The 18,513-nt window shown below is 40.1% G+C and carries 18 protein-coding genes; 11 read left to right on the top strand and 7 right to left on the bottom strand.

Translation table 11 applies throughout. From position 1 onward, the window contains the following. The first annotated feature begins 154 nt into the window (after window positions 1-154). Window positions 155-616: a universal stress protein gene (locus MSBR3_RS11580; RefSeq protein WP_048108296.1), complete on the top strand. Its 462-nt coding sequence runs from the start codon at window positions 155-157 to the stop codon at window positions 614-616. A gap of 255 nt (window positions 617-871) precedes the next feature. Here the strand turns inward: MSBR3_RS11580 and MSBR3_RS11575 are convergent, their stop codons facing one another. Beyond that, window positions 872-1,459 carry a TOBE domain-containing protein gene (locus MSBR3_RS11575; protein WP_048110411.1) on the bottom strand — a complete coding sequence of 196 codons (588 nt, stop codon included), beginning with the start codon at window positions 1,457-1,459 and terminating at the stop codon, window positions 872-874. Between the two features lie 860 nt (window positions 1,460-2,319). Here MSBR3_RS11575 and MSBR3_RS11570 point away from each other — a divergent pair. Further along, the gene (locus MSBR3_RS11570; protein ID WP_048108294.1) at window positions 2,320-4,242 is read left to right on the top strand and encodes a sodium:solute symporter family protein; all 1,923 of its coding nucleotides are present in this window, start codon (window positions 2,320-2,322) and stop codon (window positions 4,240-4,242) included. Window positions 4,243-4,295: 53 nt separating this feature from the next. Here the strand turns inward: MSBR3_RS11570 and MSBR3_RS11565 are convergent, their stop codons facing one another. Further along, on the bottom strand, window positions 4,296-5,105 hold the full coding sequence (locus MSBR3_RS11565; protein ID WP_048108293.1) for a sugar phosphate isomerase/epimerase family protein: 810 nt from the start codon (window positions 5,103-5,105) through the stop codon (window positions 4,296-4,298). 812 nt (window positions 5,106-5,917) lie between these two features. On the opposite strand from MSBR3_RS11565, the gene mtrE reads away from it, so the two are divergent. From mtrE to MSBR3_RS11520, 9 genes are all read left to right on the top strand, one after another. After that, a complete protein-coding gene (gene mtrE / locus MSBR3_RS11560; RefSeq protein WP_048108291.1) occupies window positions 5,918-6,832 on the top strand; it encodes a tetrahydromethanopterin S-methyltransferase subunit E in 915 nt (304 codons plus the stop codon). Then, window positions 6,829-7,581 carry a tetrahydromethanopterin S-methyltransferase subunit D gene (gene mtrD / locus MSBR3_RS11555; protein ID WP_048108290.1) on the top strand — a complete coding sequence of 251 codons (753 nt, stop codon included), beginning with the start codon at window positions 6,829-6,831 and terminating at the stop codon, window positions 7,579-7,581. Before mtrE ends, mtrD begins: the two co-directional genes overlap by 4 nt. A 1-nt stretch (window position 7,582) precedes the next feature. Next, window positions 7,583-8,386, top strand: coding sequence for a tetrahydromethanopterin S-methyltransferase subunit MtrC (mtrC, locus tag MSBR3_RS11550; protein WP_048108288.1), 804 nt, complete (start codon window positions 7,583-7,585; stop codon window positions 8,384-8,386). Further along, window positions 8,383-8,709 (top strand): tetrahydromethanopterin S-methyltransferase subunit B, encoded by a 327-nt coding sequence (locus MSBR3_RS11545; protein WP_048108287.1) that lies wholly within the window; start codon window positions 8,383-8,385, stop codon window positions 8,707-8,709. Before mtrC ends, MSBR3_RS11545 begins: the two co-directional genes overlap by 4 nt. A gap of 1 nt (window position 8,710) precedes the next feature. After that, window positions 8,711-9,433: a tetrahydromethanopterin S-methyltransferase subunit A gene (gene mtrA / locus MSBR3_RS11540; protein WP_048108286.1), complete on the top strand. Its 723-nt coding sequence runs from the start codon at window positions 8,711-8,713 to the stop codon at window positions 9,431-9,433. Beyond that, entirely contained in the window at window positions 9,433-9,654 is a 222-nt protein-coding gene (locus MSBR3_RS11535; protein ID WP_048108284.1) for a tetrahydromethanopterin S-methyltransferase subunit F, read from the top strand. The genes mtrA and MSBR3_RS11535 overlap by 1 nt, the downstream gene beginning before the upstream one ends. Before the next feature lie 10 nt (window positions 9,655-9,664). Continuing rightward, entirely contained in the window at window positions 9,665-9,883 is a 219-nt protein-coding gene (mtrG, locus tag MSBR3_RS11530) for a tetrahydromethanopterin S-methyltransferase subunit MtrG (RefSeq protein ID WP_048108282.1), read from the top strand. 13 nt (window positions 9,884-9,896) lie between these two features. Further along, window positions 9,897-10,847 (top strand): tetrahydromethanopterin S-methyltransferase subunit H, encoded by a 951-nt coding sequence (gene mtrH, locus MSBR3_RS11525; RefSeq protein WP_048108280.1) that lies wholly within the window; start codon window positions 9,897-9,899, stop codon window positions 10,845-10,847. A 1,404-nt stretch (window positions 10,848-12,251) separates the two neighbouring features. Beyond that, window positions 12,252-13,364 carry a hypothetical protein gene (locus MSBR3_RS11520; protein WP_048108279.1) on the top strand — a complete coding sequence of 371 codons (1,113 nt, stop codon included), beginning with the start codon at window positions 12,252-12,254 and terminating at the stop codon, window positions 13,362-13,364. A gap of 291 nt (window positions 13,365-13,655) precedes the next feature. Here MSBR3_RS11520 and MSBR3_RS11515 read toward each other — a convergent pair whose 3' ends face one another. From MSBR3_RS11515 to MSBR3_RS11495, 5 genes are all read right to left on the bottom strand, one after another. Further along, window positions 13,656-15,158, bottom strand: a complete 1,503-nt coding sequence (locus tag MSBR3_RS11515) for an RtcB family protein (protein WP_048108278.1) — start codon at window positions 15,156-15,158, stop codon at window positions 13,656-13,658. Between the two features lie 374 nt (window positions 15,159-15,532). Further along, window positions 15,533-15,973 (bottom strand): archease, encoded by a 441-nt coding sequence (locus MSBR3_RS11510; protein WP_048108277.1) that lies wholly within the window; start codon window positions 15,971-15,973, stop codon window positions 15,533-15,535. 282 nt (window positions 15,974-16,255) lie between these two features. Continuing rightward, window positions 16,256-16,867, bottom strand: a complete 612-nt coding sequence (gene pgsA, locus MSBR3_RS11505; protein ID WP_048108275.1) for an archaetidylinositol phosphate synthase — start codon at window positions 16,865-16,867, stop codon at window positions 16,256-16,258. 174 nt (window positions 16,868-17,041) lie between these two features. Next, complete coding sequence (locus MSBR3_RS11500) at window positions 17,042-17,611, bottom strand: aldolase (RefSeq protein WP_048108273.1); 570 nt, start codon at window positions 17,609-17,611, stop codon at window positions 17,042-17,044. 301 nt (window positions 17,612-17,912) lie between these two features. Next, on the bottom strand, window positions 17,913-18,473 hold the full coding sequence (locus MSBR3_RS11495; protein WP_048108272.1) for a YkgJ family cysteine cluster protein: 561 nt from the start codon (window positions 18,471-18,473) through the stop codon (window positions 17,913-17,915). Between the last annotated feature and the right edge of the window lie 40 nt (window positions 18,474-18,513).

Below are 18,513 nucleotides of genomic sequence, written 5' to 3'. Positions count from 1 at the left end.
AAAGTTCGACTTGAATATCACACTAAATTTTCTTCAATTATGGTGTATAACTGTAAAGCTCAATTTGAATGTAACACTGAATTAGTCTATTTTATGACTGAATTAGTTTAACTCTACCATATGAATTTTATGTGAAACAAATGAGGAATAAAATATGAAGAAAGAATTTCTCCAAAATATAGTTATTGCAACGGACGGATCTAAGAATTCCCAGAAAGCTATTTCTCATGGTATTGAAATTGCAAAGCTTAGCGGGGCTATTGTCCACGCCCTTTACGTAGTTAATACTTCATCAACAATTTCTGAAAATTGGACTGCTGGCAAAGAAACAATCTACAATATTATGAAAGGTGATGGGCAGAAAGCAGTATCTAAAGTTAAGAAGATTGGAATAGACTCAGGTGTAGAGGTAAGAGAGGTCATTTTAGAAGGGTATCCAAGCAGTCAAATTATCTATTTCGCAGAAAATAACAATATTGACTTGATAGTAATGGGCACCCTTGGAGCAACCGGACTTGAAAGATTTCTAATGGGAAGCGTTGCAGAGAAAGTGGTGAGAAACTCAAGAGTTCCGGTTCTTGTTGTCAAGAGTTCCGGTTCTTGTTGTCAAGAATGAAGAACAAAGTTTAAACTCTTTATTATCCGGAAGCCTTTTAGAAAAAATCAGGATTCTGGAAGAAAAGGTATAAGCTGAATACAAAAGGTATTCATTGCACTGGCATAAGTATTTAAGAAGACGAAGAATACCAAAAATCCAAAACATATTTATCATAAAATTATAAACTGCAACCCGGATAGAGTAATGATAGAGAATATAATTTCAGTCTATGTATTGGAAAATGTATGCTTCTGTCAAATTGAGTTATAATTTTCAGTCTGAGCGCTCTATCTCCCTTGAATCAATTTTCGCAGGTCCTTTTTCACCGACAATTTTTGCAACCATTACCTCGGTAGATTTGATGACCGCGTAAACCCTATCTCCGGGTTTGATATCAAGTTTTTCTACCGCTTCTTCAGTGACTACTGAAGTTATAACTGAAGGTTCCATTTGGATCGTAATTTTCGATACAAGCCCGTTTTTTTCCACCCCAAGCACTTTACCAGGTAGCTGGTTTCTGGCTGATAACTTGAAACTTATGTTTTCCCAGGCTGTTTCATCCCCTATGGTTTCACTAATAAGCTGCTTACTGGTTTCATACTCAGCCAATAACTTTCTTCCAAGGTCAGTCAGGAAGGTGCCCTGATTTTTTCCTCCTCGCACTGTAACGACTGCGGGTTCTCCAAGAGCTTCATTCATTTTTTTAAGTACTATCCAGGCTTGTTTATATGATATATCAAGCTTCTTACAGGCTTTCCGAAGTGAGTGCTCTTCTTCTATTGTCTTCAGTAACTTAGCTCTTCCAGCACCCATGACGGTCTTTCCGTCTTCCGTAAACCAGACTTTTGTTCTTGCTTTCACAAATTTCACCTTTACACGGAGTACATGGACAGAACTTGTCCTGAACTGGGCATACACCGGAACTCAAGGAAGAGTATGTATTTTCTCCATGATTATATTGGGTTATGAGGACATAAGGAAAATGCCAAAGTCAACATTCACCCGAAAAGAGTTCCAGCATCCAGATTTCAGTAACCTTGCCCTGTAAAGAGTTTCTGATGCTGGATTGTGTGGAGGTCTTACTTAAAACTATGTTCTCAGGTCTCAGAAAAGCGTGTACCTGGCTCCCTACTTTAGTACTCCTGAAGCATAAACAATTATTTTCCCATCAGTCCTTATAATTCCACGGTTAGTAAAAATAACCCTGCCGTCCAATATATTTTTTGAATCCTATAAGCTGACTGTCTAACTGCCAACTGGCTTGTAGAAAGTTTCTTCCTGAATTCCTACATACATAAATTTTTCCTTTCATTATTATCATTATCCTGTCAGCTATTATTTGTGGTTCAGTCTGGTCGTAGGTAAATATAGTACAATCAATTTTTTATTTGCTATTCTATTCTGAAATAATAACATAAATTATAAAAATAGCCTGAGCTTATTTTAATACAAACTTATCATAAAAATAAGAAATATAAAAACAGTTCTAATTCAAGTTAGTTTGCCTAAATATAAAAAAGGTGCTTATATGACTGTGAAAAGTTAAATAAATGTTATGATAAAAGTAAATGTTCATTTATTTATATACCGATATAATGATCATATATAAAAATCTATTTGAAAGTTTATATATAAAATCTATTTGGAAGTTGAATGCTATCTTGAAAATTCGATAAAATGAGTTGCTTATACATATTACTAGTATCTCTGAAGGTTTGTTTATGAATGGTTATAGTGTTTTTCTTATAATGCTTACAGTCTATATAGCCGTACTTGTAGCTATTAGCTGGTATTTTAATAGTAGACAAAAGTCCATCACCGATTTCTGGCTTGCTGGCCGCATGATAGGGCCCACAGCGATCGGTTTTTCGGCTGCAGCTTCGTGGTTAACAGCCGGAGGAGTTCTTGCAGTTGTCGGGTATTTTATGCTCGGAGGAATGGGTTCCATATGGGAATTTGTGGCTCCTAATATCCTTGCTCTCCTTGTTATTGCTGTACTTGTAAGGAAAATTAAAAGCCTGCCTGCAATCACGCAACCTGAGCTTCTAGAACAACGTTATGGTAGTTCAGTAAGATTGCCAATTGCAGTGATTATTACTGTGGTAATGACCCTTTTTTCAGTATCGGATATTAAAGGGCTTTCTCTGGTGTTGCAAGTATTTTATGGCCTTGACCCGCTTTATGCTGCAGCTATCATTGCGGTCTCAGTCTCTCTCTACGTAACCTTGGGAGGACTTTCAGCAGTGATCTGGACAGATGTCATCCAGTTTTCCTTCCTTGCGCTCTTCGCAATGGGAATGGCTTTTGTATCAGTAGGAACAGTAGCTGACGGAGGACTTAATACTACTGCAATAAGCGCATCACAGCTTTTTGGTAATGTGTCTGGTAGCTGGTGGAATCCCTTTTCAGTCGGTCTTCCTCTAGTACTTATCCTCAGCTTTGCCTTAATTCCTGGATGGATTACTGAGCAGGACCCCTGGCAGAAGGTTTGGGCTGCAAGAGATGCAAAATCTGCCAGTCGCGGAATGGTAGTCGGTGCTCTCATGATTTCTGTAGTCTTCGCAGCTTGTGCTGTAATTGCAATAGCTCTCAATTCCATATATCCTGAAATAGCAAAGATGGGTTTTCCTGCAGGCATGGGTCTGGCAGAACCTGCACTCTTGAACTTTATCAATACTCGTTTTGGTTCTTCTCCCGTGATCATATCCTTAAGCGCAATCGGGCTTGCGGCAGCTTCAATGTCGTGTACGGACACTTTTTCAACTTCAGGAGCTTCCTGTGTCTCCAGGGATATTTTCCAGAGATACATAAAGCCTGATGCCACAATGAAAGAGATGCTCGCGGTAAATAGAATAAGTGTCATCGCTATCATACTTGCGGCAACAGCAGGCTCATTTGTAATTCCGGACATTATCGGTGCCATTCAAATCGCAACCTTCATTGCAAGTTCATCATACTTCTTCCCCTTAATGGGAGGTCTATACTGGAAGCGGGCTACTAAAGAAGGAGCTTTTGCAGGGATGGTCGTGGGATTCCTGGTTCAGGTGGCTCTTGTGGCCACGGATCTTATAAAAACACCACCTATGGGTACCAACTATCTTGAGACAATCCACCCTATCCTCACAGGTCATGGAGTAATTGTCGGAATGACCATAAGTGCAATTGTTTTCTTTGGAGTATCCCTTATGACAAAACCCTCGAGCAAGATCAATCTTGCACCCTTTTTCAAAGAAGAAGCCGAAAAGCTTGCCCGTTACGAATCAAAAGCGGTCAGTGAAACAGATAAATCTTATAGCGCTTTTCTCGAAAACGTTGATGAAAAAGTTACAGGGGAACGTGCTCATCTCCAGCTTAATCTTCGAGCTTCTGGAAACCTCAACTGGCATGAAATAACAGAACGCCTTAAGATCAGCTATCCTGCCTGGATAACTCCTACAGGAATTGATTCAGTATACAGGTTAACCCATGGGGATATGCTTTCCTGTGTAACGATAACGAGAGGGAGCGGAGACAGGGATATCTGGCTCAAAGCCGAGCCTACTCTTGAAACCATGGGAAGACAAAAAAGAGAACTCTTCACAGCCTACGAAGAGTTAAAAAAAGTCCTTGGCCAGAAGAACATACGTCTTGACTTTTTTAAGTAAAATTTAGGGTTCTAACAGAACCCATCTATTTCTCTTTTTATACTTAGCAAATGTTAAAGCTTGAAGGCATTCTCAAGGGTCTTTTTTCCGACAAGAAGATCTTCAAGAGAGAACACCTCAAAATTATAGACTCCTCTATATCCCGAAAGCAATTTGAGGACAGAAAAGTCCACACAGCCTTCTCCCGGAGCCATGTGCTCGTCCCCATCGTATTTTTCTGTCCATTGTCCGCTATTATCGTGAAGGTGAAGATGGATAATATGTTTTTTCAAGGTTAGGACAAATTCCTTGAGTTTTTCAGGATTTCCTCCACAGGTAAGGTTTGCGTGTCCTATATCAAAGGTAGCTTTCAAATGTTCGGAGTTCACAGCTTCTATAGCCAGGGAAAGCTCTTCGGCTTCACAGCAAAAGTTCGAAGGATCTGTACTTTCTTTATTTTCAAGGCCCAGAGTAACTCCATAGTCATCAGCCACGGATGCAAGTTTTTTGAGGTTTTTGATCATAGAGTAATAAGATTTTTCCCTGTCAGGCCCAATTCTTCCCGGATGTAATACCACAACAGGGGCTTCTACTTGATTTGCAAGCGCGATTGACTCTTCCATAAGTGTAAATTCTCTCTTGCCCATTTTTGTAGTGTCAACCTGGAGAGCTGAAGGATATTTTGAGTCTCCTGAAGAGTAAGGGGCATGAACTGTAACTGCAAAATTATAGATTGAGATTTCATCAAGTACTCTATCAAGCTTTTCAATTTCAAGTGTCGAACCGCTGTAGATTCCAAGTTTGGGGACATACAATTCTATAAACTCGACATGTTCTTTCAAGTCCCCAGGATAACCGGCAAATGATGAGGCTCCTAAAATCACGCATTAATCAAGGAAACTAAATATAAAAATCCTTTTCTGAAGCCTTCAGTTGAAGCCTTCAGTAATCAAATTCACAACAGTATAAATATAGTTAGTTAACTTTTAAAATTAATTGTTTGTTTTTTGACAAAGTTGAAAATATACATTAATTTTTATTGGACTGCAGCCAGGCAGTCCTTCATTTTATTAATTTTATCAAGTCACCCAACATATTTATATATAATTAAATGTTATCCAGCAAACAGTGCAATTTTATTTATAAATATTCTTTTAAAAAACTATATAGTTTTCTGTGATAAATATACTTTCTTCATAGACACATGCAGTATTAAATTATTTGTACTTTATGGTACAGAAAACATACCTTTTTCTTTCCTTAAATAAACTAAAAAGTTAATATAATAAATATTCTATAAAACTCAATATTATAATAACCACAACGGAATAACTCATTAATATAAAAATACCACATATATTTTTCAAATCTAAACGCAAAAATTCACTGGTTAAGATCGGAATCTTTATATTATATTGGAGAAAGTAGAATTTTTTTATTTATATAAATATACGTTTTTGTGTACTTTCACCTGCGCCATCTATCTTATAAAATTGATTGTATATTATATACCCATATAATAATATTTTAAAAGCATACATATTTCGAAAGGTTTATGAATGATCCTCTCTAATCAAAAAATTAACGCGCGTCATAATCATATTTCTTTGTAATGATATGGCAGACGATTTAAAAAATATACAGCGTTTTTTGAATCCACCTTATTACATGTAATAATATAAAAGGAGGAAAATGAATGGAACCACTCATAAGCATGGGAGTGCTTGCACTTATCGGAGTGGCTGCGACCATTGCAGGTGCCTCGGAAGATCTGGAATCTGATATAGGCTCGCAGAGCAACCCTAACTCTCAGGTGCAGTTAGCTCCCCAAATGATGTTTCCCCACAGAATATTTAACAAAGCTATATCTGGAGAACCGCCATCAAATGCATTAATGTGTTCGATTGGTGCAGCCGTTGCAACAGTATTAATAAGTGAATTTACGATGTCCCCACTTTTTGCACTGGTATTCGGTTCCCTCATTGCAGCATGCGTACACGGTACTTTTGCGATAACTTCTACAATGGGTAGATGTGCCAGTCAGAGTCGGTTCAAGCAGCCGATTTATCTTGATATGATAAGAGCTCACACTCCGGCAATTATGGGATATGCGTTCATAACAACCTTCTGTATTTTAGTAGTATCATACTTGATGACCGTTGTACTTGGACACCCCTTCCCGCTAACTATGCTGGCTTTTATCTGGGGTATTACAGTAGGTGCAATCGGATCGTCAACAGGCGACGTTCACTACGGTGCAGAACGTGAGTTCCAGCAGTTTGAGTTCGGTTCAGGGTTGAATGCTTCAAACTCAGGAAATATTGTAAGATATGCCGAATCCGGTCTCAGGGATGGTTTCGACAACTCCTGGTTCTGTGCCAAGTTCGGAGGTCCTGTCACAGGACTTGCTTTTGGTATGACTGTATTCCTGGGAAGCTGGGTAACAACTATTTTTGATCCTGCAAAAGGCCTGACCATGGGATGGCTTTCTGTTGTTGCAGGTGTTATTATTGTCCTTATCTTAATTATCTGGAACTGGAAGATGGAAGTCGAAGCCCGCAAAGCATATGGACCTTACAAGGAAGACAAGGCTGAGGAGGCTTCAGCATGATTGACGCTCTCTTTGGAAATATCATCTGGATGGCCCTAATCACAATTGGCGGCGTTCTTATCTCCTGGAGTGTCCACTTCGTGCCTGTGGGTGGTGCACCTGCAGCTATGGCTCAGGCGACAGGTATCGGTACCGGTACAGTACAGCTGGCAGCAGGAGCAGGTCTGACAGGGCTTGTTAGCGCAGGTTTTATGATGAACGTAACAGACAACCTTCCGCTAATTCTTGCCTCAGGTGCGGTGGGTGCAATGATTATGATCGCTGTGACCATGATCGTTGGTACCTTGGTCTATGTTTATGGTGTGGGTGTTGTGCCTTCTTCAGCAAAAGTAAAAGTTGACCCTATTACAAAGTACAGGCAGGATCTGTATGTATCCCAGGGTACTGAAGGGCACGGTCTTCCAACTGTAAGCTTTGTGAGCGGAGTTATTGGAGGAGGCCTTGGTGGAATCGGAGGTTCCCTTGTTTATTATTCACTTATTGAAGTGGGTATGAGTGTAGGACTGGAGCGCGCTGGAATTACCAATGCAGTTACAGGAAACCCACTTGTAGCAGTTGCAGCAATATTTGCAATAGGCATTTTTTTTGTGAACGCTGTAATTCCTTCCTATAACATAGGAGGTACAATTGAAGGGTTCCACGATCCGAAATTCAAAAAATGGCCAAAAGCTGTAGTTTCTTCCCTCATAGCAACAATACTGTGCGCCATTGTGGCGGTAGTTGCAATCGCACAGCTCGGAGGTATTTAAAATGTCTGCAGGTGGAGCAGGAGGAGAAGCCAAAGGCGGTTATCCTCCACAAACAATAATGGCTATAGGTATAGTTGGCGGCCTTGCCGGAATATACCTTGGTAACTTCATGCCTCCAGCATATTCCTTCTTCGGAGGAATTGGGGCAATCTGCGCAACGGTCTGGGGTGCTGATGCGGTTCGCCGTGTTGCAAGCTATGGACTTGGTACAGGTGTCCCATCAATAGGTATGCTTGCTCTTGGTATGGGTATTTTAGCATCTCTCTTCGGGCTTTCAATTGGAGGCGTTGCAGGGCCTATTGTTGCTTTCGTTGTAGCAGCAATTATAGGTGGTGTTATTGGTGCCCTTGCGAACAAAGTAATCGGCATGGGTATCCCTATTATGGAGCAGGCAATGGTAGAGATTGCGGGAGCAGGTACCCTTGTAATTCTCGGATTGAGCGTTGTTATTGCCGGATCCTTCGATTATACTTCAGTTGTCCAATACGTCGTTGCAAACGGATACATTGCACTGATCTTTATAATAGGTGGTATGGGAATCCTTCACCCCTTCAATGCTAGCCTGGGACCTGATGAGAAACAGGACAGAACCCTTATGCTTGCTGTTGAGAAGGGAGCAATTGCATTAATAATTGCAGGCTTTGCCTCTTCACTTCATGAAGGATTAATGGCTGCTGGCTTAAACATGTTTGTAGGCATTGTCATCTGGTACTTTGCTTTCAGCAAGCATTACGCACTTATTAAGAGAGACGCATACGCAGTCGTTGGAACCGGTCTGTTGCCAAGTTCGGAGGAACTACAATGAGCATGGTTAGAATAGCTCCCGAGATAAATTTAGTTCTGGACCCGGACACGGGAACCGTGACACAGGAACGGAAAGACTCGATTCAGTACTCCATGGAACCAGTGTTTGAGAGAATGGACAAACTGGATGCAGTCGCAGATGATCTGCTGAATTCCCTTTCGCCCAGCAAACCACTCCTTAGTTCCTGGCCAGGGCGTGAGAACACCTCCTATATGGCAGGATTTTACGGAAACACTTTTTACGGAGTCGTTATAGGTCTTGCCTTCAGCGGGTTACTTGCCCTTATCATATATATATCAAGTTTGATGAAAGGGGTGGTGTAAAATGGCAGATAAGAGAGAACCAGCCCCAGGATGGCCTATCCTGAAAGGAGAATATGAAGTAGGCGATGCCAAGAACTGTGTACTTGTAATTACCTGCGGGTCCCACCTTCCGGGAAAGCCAGTCCTTGATGCAGGTGCAGCCGTTACCGGATCATGTAAGACCGAAAATCTCGGTATCGAAAAGGTAGTTGCTCACGTCATCTCAAATCCTAACATCAGATACCTGCTTGTGACTGGCTCTGAAGTCAAAGGGCACATTACCGGACAATCAATTATGGCCCTCCATGCAAACGGTGTAAAAGAAAACAGGATTGCAGGGGCAACAGGTGCAATTCCATATGTGGAAAACCTGAATGCAGATGCAATTGCTCGCTTCCAGCAACAGGTTCAGGTTGTCAACCTTCTGGATACCGAGGATATGGGTGCTATTACCTCCAAAGTTAGAGAACTGGCCTCAAAAGATCCGGGTGCGTTTGAGGCAGAACCACTGGTTGTGGAAATCAGTGAAGAGGGTGGAGAAGAAGAAGAGGGCGGCGCTGTCAGACCGGTCTCCGGGGAAATTGCAGTTATCCGGAGCAGACTGAAAGCAATTGAAGCCCGCATGATGGATATAGGAAACTTGAACAAGTTCCACTCAGGTGTTCACGCAGGAAAGATCGAAGGTGCCATGATAGGGTTGACAATAACCATATCCCTGCTTGGATTATTACTGCTAGGGAGGTAATGAAAATGGCAGAAGAATACGACAAAGGCGTCCCAATGGTGCTTGCCCCTCAGATGGGTGCAATTGATGCTACTGTTGAGAGCATTCGATATAGAGCACAGTTGATTGCGAGAAACCAGAAGCTGGACTCCGGGGTTGCGGCCACCGGAGTAATTGGCTTTGCAGCAGGTTTCATCTTTTCGCTGCTGATGATCATTGTACTCCCGTTACTTGTCTGGTGAGGTGAAGAATATGGATGGAAAAGCACCAGCAGCATTTGTAGAGCCAGGTGAATTTAACGAAGTAATGAAAAGGCTCGATAAGATCGATGAAAAGATTGAGTTTGTCAACAGTGAAGTTGCACAAAAAATCGGAAAGAAAGTAGGAAGGGATATTGGAATTCTTTACGGCGGAGTTATTGGCCTGCTACTCTTCCTGATATATACCGTGGTATCATCAATGTTCATGTAAGTGAGGGATCAAAATGTTCAAGTTTGACAAGAAACAGGAAGTTTTTGAAATCGGCGGAGTTAAATTCGGCGGACAGCCGGGTGAAAACCCAACCGTGTTAGTCAGTACTATGTTCTATGCAAGGCACAAGATTGTGACCGATGAAGACAAGGGTATCTTCGACAGAGCAGCTGCAGAAACCCTCTGGAATACTCAGGTTTCACTGAGCGATGCCACAGGGCTCCCTTATGTAAACCAGATTGTAGGGGAAACCCCTGAAGCGATCAAGCGCTATATTGATTGGTTCATTGAGATTGACGACAGGACACCTTTCCTGATTGACTCTTCAGCCGGAAATGTGCGTGCAGCCGCAGCTCAGCACTGTACCGAAATAGGTGTTGCAGACAGGGCAATCCACAACTCGATCAATGCAAGTATTGAACAGGAAGAAATCGATATCCTCACAGAAAGCGACGTATCAGCTGCAATCGTCCTTGCCTTCAACGCAACTGACCCTACCGTAAAAGGAAAGGTTGATATCCTTGAAGTAGGCGGTTCTGGACAGACCAAGGGTATGCTCCAGGTCGCAAAAGAATGTGGAATAAAGTATCCAATTATCGATGTTGCAGCCATGCCCCTCGGTGCAGGCTCAGGTGCAACAATCCGTTCAATACCCACACTGAAAGCAAAGTTCGGATTGCCGATCGGTGGTGGATACCACAACATGGCTTCTGCATGGGACTGGCTCCGCAAGTTCAAGAAAACCCAGCCTGACCCCAAGGCAATCTACATGCCTGCAGACATTGGTACTAACCTGGTAGCTCAGATTGCAGGTTCCGACTACCTGCTCTACGGTCCGATCGAGAATGTTAACCAGATTTTCCCAGCTGTTGCAATGGTTGACATTATGCTCGGTGAAACTGCAAAAGAAATTGGTGTAGAGATCGCAGACCTGGCAAACCACCCGGTAACCAAGCTGACATAAATAAAAAGGAGAAAATTACAGAGAGTCTCAGGACTCAAAAGCAGAGGAAATTTTCCTTTGCTTTTTCTTCTTTTAAAAGGTTTTTCTAGCTCTCTCACTTTCATGTTCTTATTTTTCTTGACTTTCTATCTTTGTTTTCCTATTGTTTTTTCTGTCTTTATTCTCTATACCTACTTCTGGAATCTCTTATCTTTGTTTTCTGCACTTACTTCTGGATATTGTCTTCTGTCTTTATTCTCTATATCGCTTCTGGATTTTTTTACCTTTATTTTCTGTACAGACTTTCAGAATCTATTTATACTACCTAAATACTTTTAGAAAAAGCTGACTATTTAATTCAAAACATTTCGTTTGTTTACTTTAAAACATAATGTCCCTGTAAACCTAAAAAATAAAAGATGTTTTGACAAGCCAGAGAAAACATGATACCAATTAAATAGGAGATATATGGGAGAATTTCAATAAATATCAATCTCTGTCGAATCTGTTCTATTTATTATATAATCAATTTATAAAAATCAAGTTTATCGAAATATTCATGAATTTTGGGAAATAGGGTCTATATGTGAGCTAGAACGGAAAATATGATTATATTAAAAAGTTTTGTCTTTCTTCAGGAGAAAAGTCCCTGGCTGGCTAGATAGTCCGTTGGAACCTGCCAGGTACTTATTAATCCACTCCCAAACTCGCTTTTTGGGACCGTTATCGCCTCTGAAGATTGTGAGTTTTCAGGACAATTGTAATAACCTGTGAGTTTTTACCCTGTACTTGAGCAGGATCTATACAATCTACTAAGAAACTCACGGATTTTGAACATGTCAACCTATGCCCTTGAAATTAAATTAGGGTAAATAATGGAAGGTTATACAAACTGTAAGGATAGGGTGAAATCAATAATGCGATCTTCCAGGTTATAGCAGTCCGACTTACATCCCAATGTTTCTTATTTACATATTGTACACTCTCTGTACATATATATATAAAGTGTTGTGAACCCGTGCCATTCGTTTCTGGTTGTTTGTCAAGTCTTTAGCTCAACGCTATAAAAATTTAACTAAGTTTCAAAAGTAGGATAGTATACAAAAATATACATCAGACAATTCTATGGAATTCGTAGGTATGCCAATATTGTATTATATTTTAATTAATTGGGACTTTGGATGGAACATCTTTTAATCCTAATCATCAAAGAGTAGTAATAAATAGAAAGATTTAATATTCGGTAGCACTTACCAGTACCATAACTAGAGCTCTAAATAAGAACTTTTAGGATTCGCGGTTTACTTCTTTAGAAAAAATGTTTTTCTAAACGTCAACCAGAAACCACAAAAAGTCCTGATTTTACGGGCATCAAAACGGATCATAGCATAAATAGCCAGGAAACCGGATTTATCGGGTGAAAATATGCTAATCAGAAAGAACATTTCCCTGGATGATAAATACCTTAAAAAGTTACAGCCCCTTCTGGATGCCAATAACGGGAATTTGAGTGCTGCAGTCAGGGATACCATTGAAGTTTCGGATACGGCTCTCTTATATCATAAAAGTATTGATGAAGCAATCCGATTCTTAAAAGAAACCCCTGCGAAAGAAGAATTAAACGAGACTATCCAGAACGGAGAAAATATCGTTATAAATAAAACGATGCTTGAATGGCTGTTCAGGTGTACCAGGGGCAGGCTTACGGATGAGGAGCTTGTTAATGAGCTTATCAATCCGTTTGAGATTCAGAATATGAAACAACTTGAAGATTATCTCAACAGAGTTTCTAGAAGTTATCAATGGGTAATTCGAACTTCCATAAAGTGCGAAGATATAAATAACCCTGAGTCTGCACTGGTACTTATTTCCAATTCGACCGTCCATAGTAGAGACTTTTTTGCCCAGTTGGTGGCTCATTTCCTTTCCAGATGGAAACAGCTTGACGTTGAGCACGTTTTCAGGAGATCAAACTCGACTCAGATTTCTTTCAAAAGAAACACTTCTATCTCATCGAACGAGATAATGCCCGGAATCCGGAAGCATTTTGGATATCTTGATATTTTATGTAAGGAATTGGACGATAATACTGAATTCTGGACTCAGCTCATGTACACCTATAATGCTGAGAGATTCAATCTCGTGACTCTTCACCGGAGCCAGTTTGAAATTTTTGCAACTGGCGAAGTCCCAAACCCGACAAAAATTCTTGAGCGCCTTTGCAAGCAGTCGGTAAGTGACATGACTCTTCCTGATTTGCTGGTCCAGTTCCGAAAAATGTATCTTTCAACCCAGCTTGTAAAAAATATAGAAATTTCCCTTGAACCTGGAAATGAATCAGTAACTATTTTCCATGACTTCAAAGACGAAAGGGTTATTCGTAATCTTATTAAATATTTTTCAAACATATTCCTCGAAAATGGCACGCCTTTCGAGACACTTTCGTATTCAAGCATGATTGTGTTCCGATTCTTCCAGGGACAAGAATCTGACAATTCAAATTTATATTTGATGGAGTCAACGGAAGAATCCAAATAATCTGACCCTAATAACCTGAAGAAATTCACAGATTTATTTGAGTTCACACATCTATTGAGTTCATAGATTTACTGACCAGAATCAGGAGACAGCTAAAATTTTAAAGACTTTTTAAAAAATTAAAAATTAAAAATTGAGGGTTAAAACTTTAGCCTATAGACTAAGTTCTCATAGATCTTAAGTTCTCATAGATCTTAAGTTCTCATAGATCTTAAGTTCCCGTAGAAGCTTTATTCCGTGTCTGAGTCTATAATTTCTACGTTTGTCTAAATTCGGCGTTTTTATCTTTAGTTAGCCTTTTGTAACCCCTAGAGGAAGAACTTTTGCGACCTTACGAGCAATGCCGAGTTCGTGTACGACATTTACCACTTTGCTACTGGACTTGTATACATCCGGAGCTTCCTCTGCAATGACTGAAGGATGGGTAGCTCTTACTGTAATGCCCCGAGCTTCAAGGTTTTCTTTTATGCTCTGTCCGCGAAATTCTTTCTTTGCATGTGCTCTGCTCATGACCCTGCCAGCCCCATGACAGGCACTACCAAAAGAAATATTCATTGATTCTTCTGAACCACACAATATAAATGAAGGAGTTCCCATGCTTCCAGGAATCAGTACCGGCTGACCTACATCCCTATACACGGCCGGGACTTCGGGATGCCCTGAAGGAAAGGCTCTTGTTGCTCCTTTCCTGTGCACGTATACCTCTTTTTTCCTGCCGTCCACGATATGTTTCTCAAGTTTTGCTACGTTGTGAGCAACGTCATAAAGCAGATCCATGCCCAGGTCGTCAGCATCTCTCCCAAATACTTTTTCAAACGATTCTCTTGTCCAGTGAGTTATTATCTGACGGTTTGCCCATGCATAATTTGCAGCACAGAGCATAGCTTTAAAATAGTTCTGGGCTTCCTTTGACTGGGCAGGGGCACAGGCAAGTTGTTTGTCCGGAATCTCAATTTTATAGTTCTTTACGGCCTGAGAGAGTTCCTTCAGATGGTCAGTACAGATCTGGTGTCCTGCACCCCTTGACCCGCAGTGAACCATTACCGTAACCTGACCTTCTTGAAGCCCAAAGGTTGATGCTATCTCCTGATCATAGATTTTATCAACATACTGAACCTCAAGAAAATGGTTGCCACTTCCAAGAGTTCCTAACTGAGGTTTTCCTCTATTTCTGGCTTTTGTGCTTACCTGGGAAGGGTCAGCTCCTTCCATATATCCGTTTGCCTCACAGTGCTCAAAGTCAGCCTCTACGCCATATCCGGCTTCTACAGCCCATCTTGCTCCCTCAAGAAAAGCACTGTCCAGTTCCTTGTCCGATGCTCGGAGTCGGCTTTTGGAACCAACACCTGCAGGTACATTACTAAAAAGTTCGTCAGTTAATCTCTTTATATTCGGAACTACCTCTTCTTTCTGAAGGTTAGTGCGAATAAGCCTTACTCCGCAGTTGATATCAAAACCAACCCCACCAGGGCTAATAATCCCTTCTTCTACATCAAAAGCGGCAACTCCTCCTATAGCAAAGCCATAGCCAAGATGAGCATCAGGCATTGCCATGGAGTACTTCTGAATGCCAGGGAGGGTTGATACATTTGCAATCTGGTCAATAGTCCCTGGTTCAATGCCTTCAAGCAAACTTTCGGATACAAACAGACGGCCCGGAACTCGCATGTTCGGGATGTGCTCGACAGGAATCTCCCACTCGTTTTCGGAAAGCTTCCTGACCATACCCTTTACATCCTCCCGTGTATTTTCCGTGCTTAATTCTTCGATAGTTATATCTTCACTTTCTACCATAATTTATGCTCCCTGCTCCTTTTACTTTAGATGTAATTCTGGAGCTACTAATTTACCTTCTGTTTCCCTAGAGTTATGCAAATTACTTTGGAAATATGATCAAATGCATTGTGTTAGGCTAGATTAAAGCCATAATGAATAATCCACTAAATTTGGAAACGCCTGATTAAAATCAATTCCTTATAACCAAGTTGATCTAATATGATTGAATCAGTTCAGGACTAGATAAACTGAGATATATTTTAGATATTTATAATACTTGAGATATTTAGTGTAGAATAGGATAATAATTCCTATACATGAAGATATGCATGGTACAAATAAGTTAGAGAAAAAATAGCCGTATCAGAGAACAGAAAGAAACTTCTGCTTCCTTAAATATCAACAACAACCTGGGCCTTCCAGCCGTCAGCATCTTTCGTTATTTCTAACTGGTTATAGGTGACAGCCTTAATTTCAGTCTCAAAGGGGAGGTTTTCGAGATAATATTTCTCACCCAGTACCTGAGCTGTTATTGAGTATTCATCCTTTTCTTCCCTGATCTTCTCAATACGAAACTCCTTAAAAACGATTTCATCAACTTCAAAGAGATATAGAAGTTCAGAAAGCCAGTCCACAAGCAGGGATTCCAGGTCCGGTGACTTAAGGAAAATTTCTCTTACGGTGTCTCCTGAGATTTTTTCGGTATCAATTATAACATTGAACATAGCCAGAGCCGCATTTTCAAACACTTCTTCCTTCGTTTTTCCGTAAGCCTGAAACTTGATATCTGCAGTATGGTCCAGATACTCATACAGTTTTCCTTGAGATGACATAGCCAGATAACTGTATTTTTGTTACATTAACTTATTTACCATATGAACCTATGTTCAGGCTTGAGATAAATCTCTGTTACTTGAAATAGTGAACTGAAATAATCAATTGAAATAATGAATTGAAATAAAATCATAATTGAAACAGAATTATAATTGAAACAGAATTATAATTGAAACAGAATTATAATTGAAACAGAATTATAATTGAAATAGAATTATAATTGAAACAGAATTGTAATTGAAACAAAATTAAATTTACAAAATTATTAAAAAAGGATGTTGTTATTGCAGTTTTTCCCATATATAATAGATTCTCTGGACTGCTGTTATGTGACTGGTTACAGCGATCAAAATGACAGCCCAACCGAGAATTGAAAAACCTGCAATCGGCACTGAAAAGGCAAAGTTGCCGAAGGCTGCGAGAATTATGACTACAAGCCGGTCAGCCCTACCCATAATTCCTCCATAGTATCTTCCGAGGCTGAGCGCTTGAGCCTGGGTCCCGAGATAGCTTGTAAGCAGCACACCTACAATTGCCGTAACTCCTAACTGCCAGGAAACATAACCTGCAAAAAATATGCCGCATATTATAAAAATATCCGAGTAACGATCAATAACATGATCCAGAAAGTCACCTCTTGGGGTTGCCCTATTTGACTTCCGTGCAATTACCCCATCAAGGGCATCAAAGATTGAGTTAAGTATTACCAGGATGCCTGCCAGCAGGATAAATTCCCTGGATGCAGGTGAGTAATAAAAACATAATCCTGCAAAAAATGCACAGATAAGGGAAGCTATGGAAACCGTGTTGGGTGAGACCTCATATCTAACAAAATACTCTGCTAGTGGGTCGATGATTTTTGAGGCAAAAGGTCTCAGGGTGTTAAATGTCATGGTACTCGAGTTTTTTCTTTAGGTGATACCCGTAACAGAAAGCCGCCCCGAAACAGGCGCCTTATCTTACTCGGTATTCAGGTTGGATTTGCTCACTTATTCTTTTCTGTGTTTACCTGCTTGTTTATATTTATACTTAAGCTGTATGGTTGTCCACTTACTCAACAGATAAGTTTACTTATTTCCTTTTTCTGCTTTTGCACATTCGTACAGGTACTTAACTTTGCAGGAATGTTCAAGCTGCGTGGTTACTATATAGGCATCTCCAAGTGTTTTCCCAATTGCAAAAGTCCCGTGACTGTAAACTATAGCACCTCTATACTTTGAGAGTGCATTTGCTAGATTTCCTGCAAGTTCACGGCTGCCTATTCCTCCTCCGACGACAGGAATTTCTCCTAAGAAGTACTGCCCTTCACTATCTACCGGTGAAATTCTTCCTTCAGAGCCTGCAAGCAAGGACTCAACAACTGCATACGGAGCATGGGCGTGAATAACTGCAAGCGCTGAGGTTTGCCTGTAAATCTCTCTATGTACAATGGCTTCGGAAGATGCGATTATATCCAGGGAAGAAGTGCCCCAAACATCAACTTCAACAACGTTATTCTCTGTAATTTCGTCAAGTGCGGCACCTGTCCGGGTAATAAGCATCCTGTCACCAGCTCTGAGGCTGATATTTCCGAAGTTGGATTCGACAAGCCCGTGTTCAACCAGTTTGCGCCCGTATTTTGCGATTTCCTGCCACATCTTAAGCGGTATATTATACCTTCGGTTAATAATATATATTGGTTAGATGTTCGTGCGTTCGAATTACACTCTTGCATCAAACTTTTGGTATATGACAATTAAAACGAGTGTACTATTGTAAAACAATACTTGCCTTTCTTCTGAACACTATACAAAACAGGTTGCGCAAAAAGGGTTACGTACAATGAATTCGCAAGAAGGGTTACGTACAATGAATTACGCAAGAAGGGTTACGTATAATGAATTGCAAAAAAATTACATAATAAGGATTATGCAACAAGGACTGTATAAAAAGGAATAACTAATGGTTACTTTTTTTCAAGAATTCTATGAATGAATCTAAATTCTGTTCTTTCATCTGAACACAAAAATCATTATTTTTGTCTATGTTTTTATAATGTTCATACATAGAATTTAATTGACTATACATTGTTGAGTTTATTGGTTTATACCATTGTGCATAGTCGTGAATTATGTTAACAGACATCGGACATAGTAACAACGTTAAACCAAATCCTATATCCGAATCCTGAAAAACTACAAAAGGAAAAGTTCTACACGCTTCCGGCCTATTATCATATATTCTGCATTTTGAGTTTATCAATAATGGGCATTGATCGACAGCATTTATTGCTTTATAACATCCTTCCAATTCTGATTTTACTGTATTCGACTTTAAAATGTCTGCACTTTTTCTATCTACGTTTTTTAAGACTTTTTCATATTCTTTTCTGTGAAAATCAACAATGTGATGTTTGCAGCAACTCGCATTACATGATTCAGGACAACTGTAGTGTTTAAGTATGCTTTGAGTTTTTGAGATTAACCAGTCATATTTTTCAAAACGTTGTCTTCGATCCATGATTAAGCCTCATAAATTTTCTTTTTCATATCTCATGAAG

The sequence above is a fragment of the Methanosarcina barkeri 3 genome, from assembly GCF_000970305.1.
GTDB classification, from domain to species: Archaea; Halobacteriota; Methanosarcinia; order Methanosarcinales; family Methanosarcinaceae; genus Methanosarcina; species Methanosarcina barkeri_A.
Note: the sequence above shows the minus strand (reverse complement) of the source record. Positions and strands in the feature narration are given on the sequence as shown.

Bases quoted from the DNA above. Each gene is read 5' to 3' on its own strand.
- mtrC (WP_048108288.1), top strand. From the start codon at position 7,583: ATGTCTGCAGGTGGAGCAGGAGGAGAAGCCAAAGGCGGTTATCCTCCA.
- MSBR3_RS11515 (WP_048108278.1), bottom strand. From the start codon at position 15,158: ATGGTAGAAAGTGAAGATATAACTATCGAAGAATTAAGCACGGAAAAT.
- MSBR3_RS11510 (WP_048108277.1), bottom strand. From the start codon at position 15,973: ATGTCATCTCAAGGAAAACTGTATGAGTATCTGGACCATACTGCAGAT.
- mtrD (WP_048108290.1), top strand. From the start codon at position 6,829: ATGATTGACGCTCTCTTTGGAAATATCATCTGGATGGCCCTAATCACA.
- mtrH (WP_048108280.1), top strand. From the start codon at position 9,897: ATGTTCAAGTTTGACAAGAAACAGGAAGTTTTTGAAATCGGCGGAGTT.
- MSBR3_RS11500 (WP_048108273.1), bottom strand. From the start codon at position 17,611: ATGTGGCAGGAAATCGCAAAATACGGGCGCAAACTGGTTGAACACGGG.
- MSBR3_RS11580 (WP_048108296.1), top strand. From the start codon at position 155: ATGAAGAAAGAATTTCTCCAAAATATAGTTATTGCAACGGACGGATCT.
- pgsA (WP_048108275.1), bottom strand. From the start codon at position 16,867: ATGACATTTAACACCCTGAGACCTTTTGCCTCAAAAATCATCGACCCA.
- mtrG (WP_048108282.1), top strand. From the start codon at position 9,665: ATGGATGGAAAAGCACCAGCAGCATTTGTAGAGCCAGGTGAATTTAAC.
- MSBR3_RS11570 (WP_048108294.1), top strand. From the start codon at position 2,320: ATGAATGGTTATAGTGTTTTTCTTATAATGCTTACAGTCTATATAGCC.
- mtrE (WP_048108291.1), top strand. From the start codon at position 5,918: ATGGAACCACTCATAAGCATGGGAGTGCTTGCACTTATCGGAGTGGCT.
- MSBR3_RS11545 (WP_048108287.1), top strand. From the start codon at position 8,383: ATGAGCATGGTTAGAATAGCTCCCGAGATAAATTTAGTTCTGGACCCG.
- mtrA (WP_048108286.1), top strand. From the start codon at position 8,711: ATGGCAGATAAGAGAGAACCAGCCCCAGGATGGCCTATCCTGAAAGGA.
- MSBR3_RS11535 (WP_048108284.1), top strand. From the start codon at position 9,433: ATGAAAATGGCAGAAGAATACGACAAAGGCGTCCCAATGGTGCTTGCC.
- MSBR3_RS11520 (WP_048108279.1), top strand. From the start codon at position 12,252: ATGCTAATCAGAAAGAACATTTCCCTGGATGATAAATACCTTAAAAAG.
- MSBR3_RS11495 (WP_048108272.1), bottom strand. From the start codon at position 18,473: ATGGATCGAAGACAACGTTTTGAAAAATATGACTGGTTAATCTCAAAA.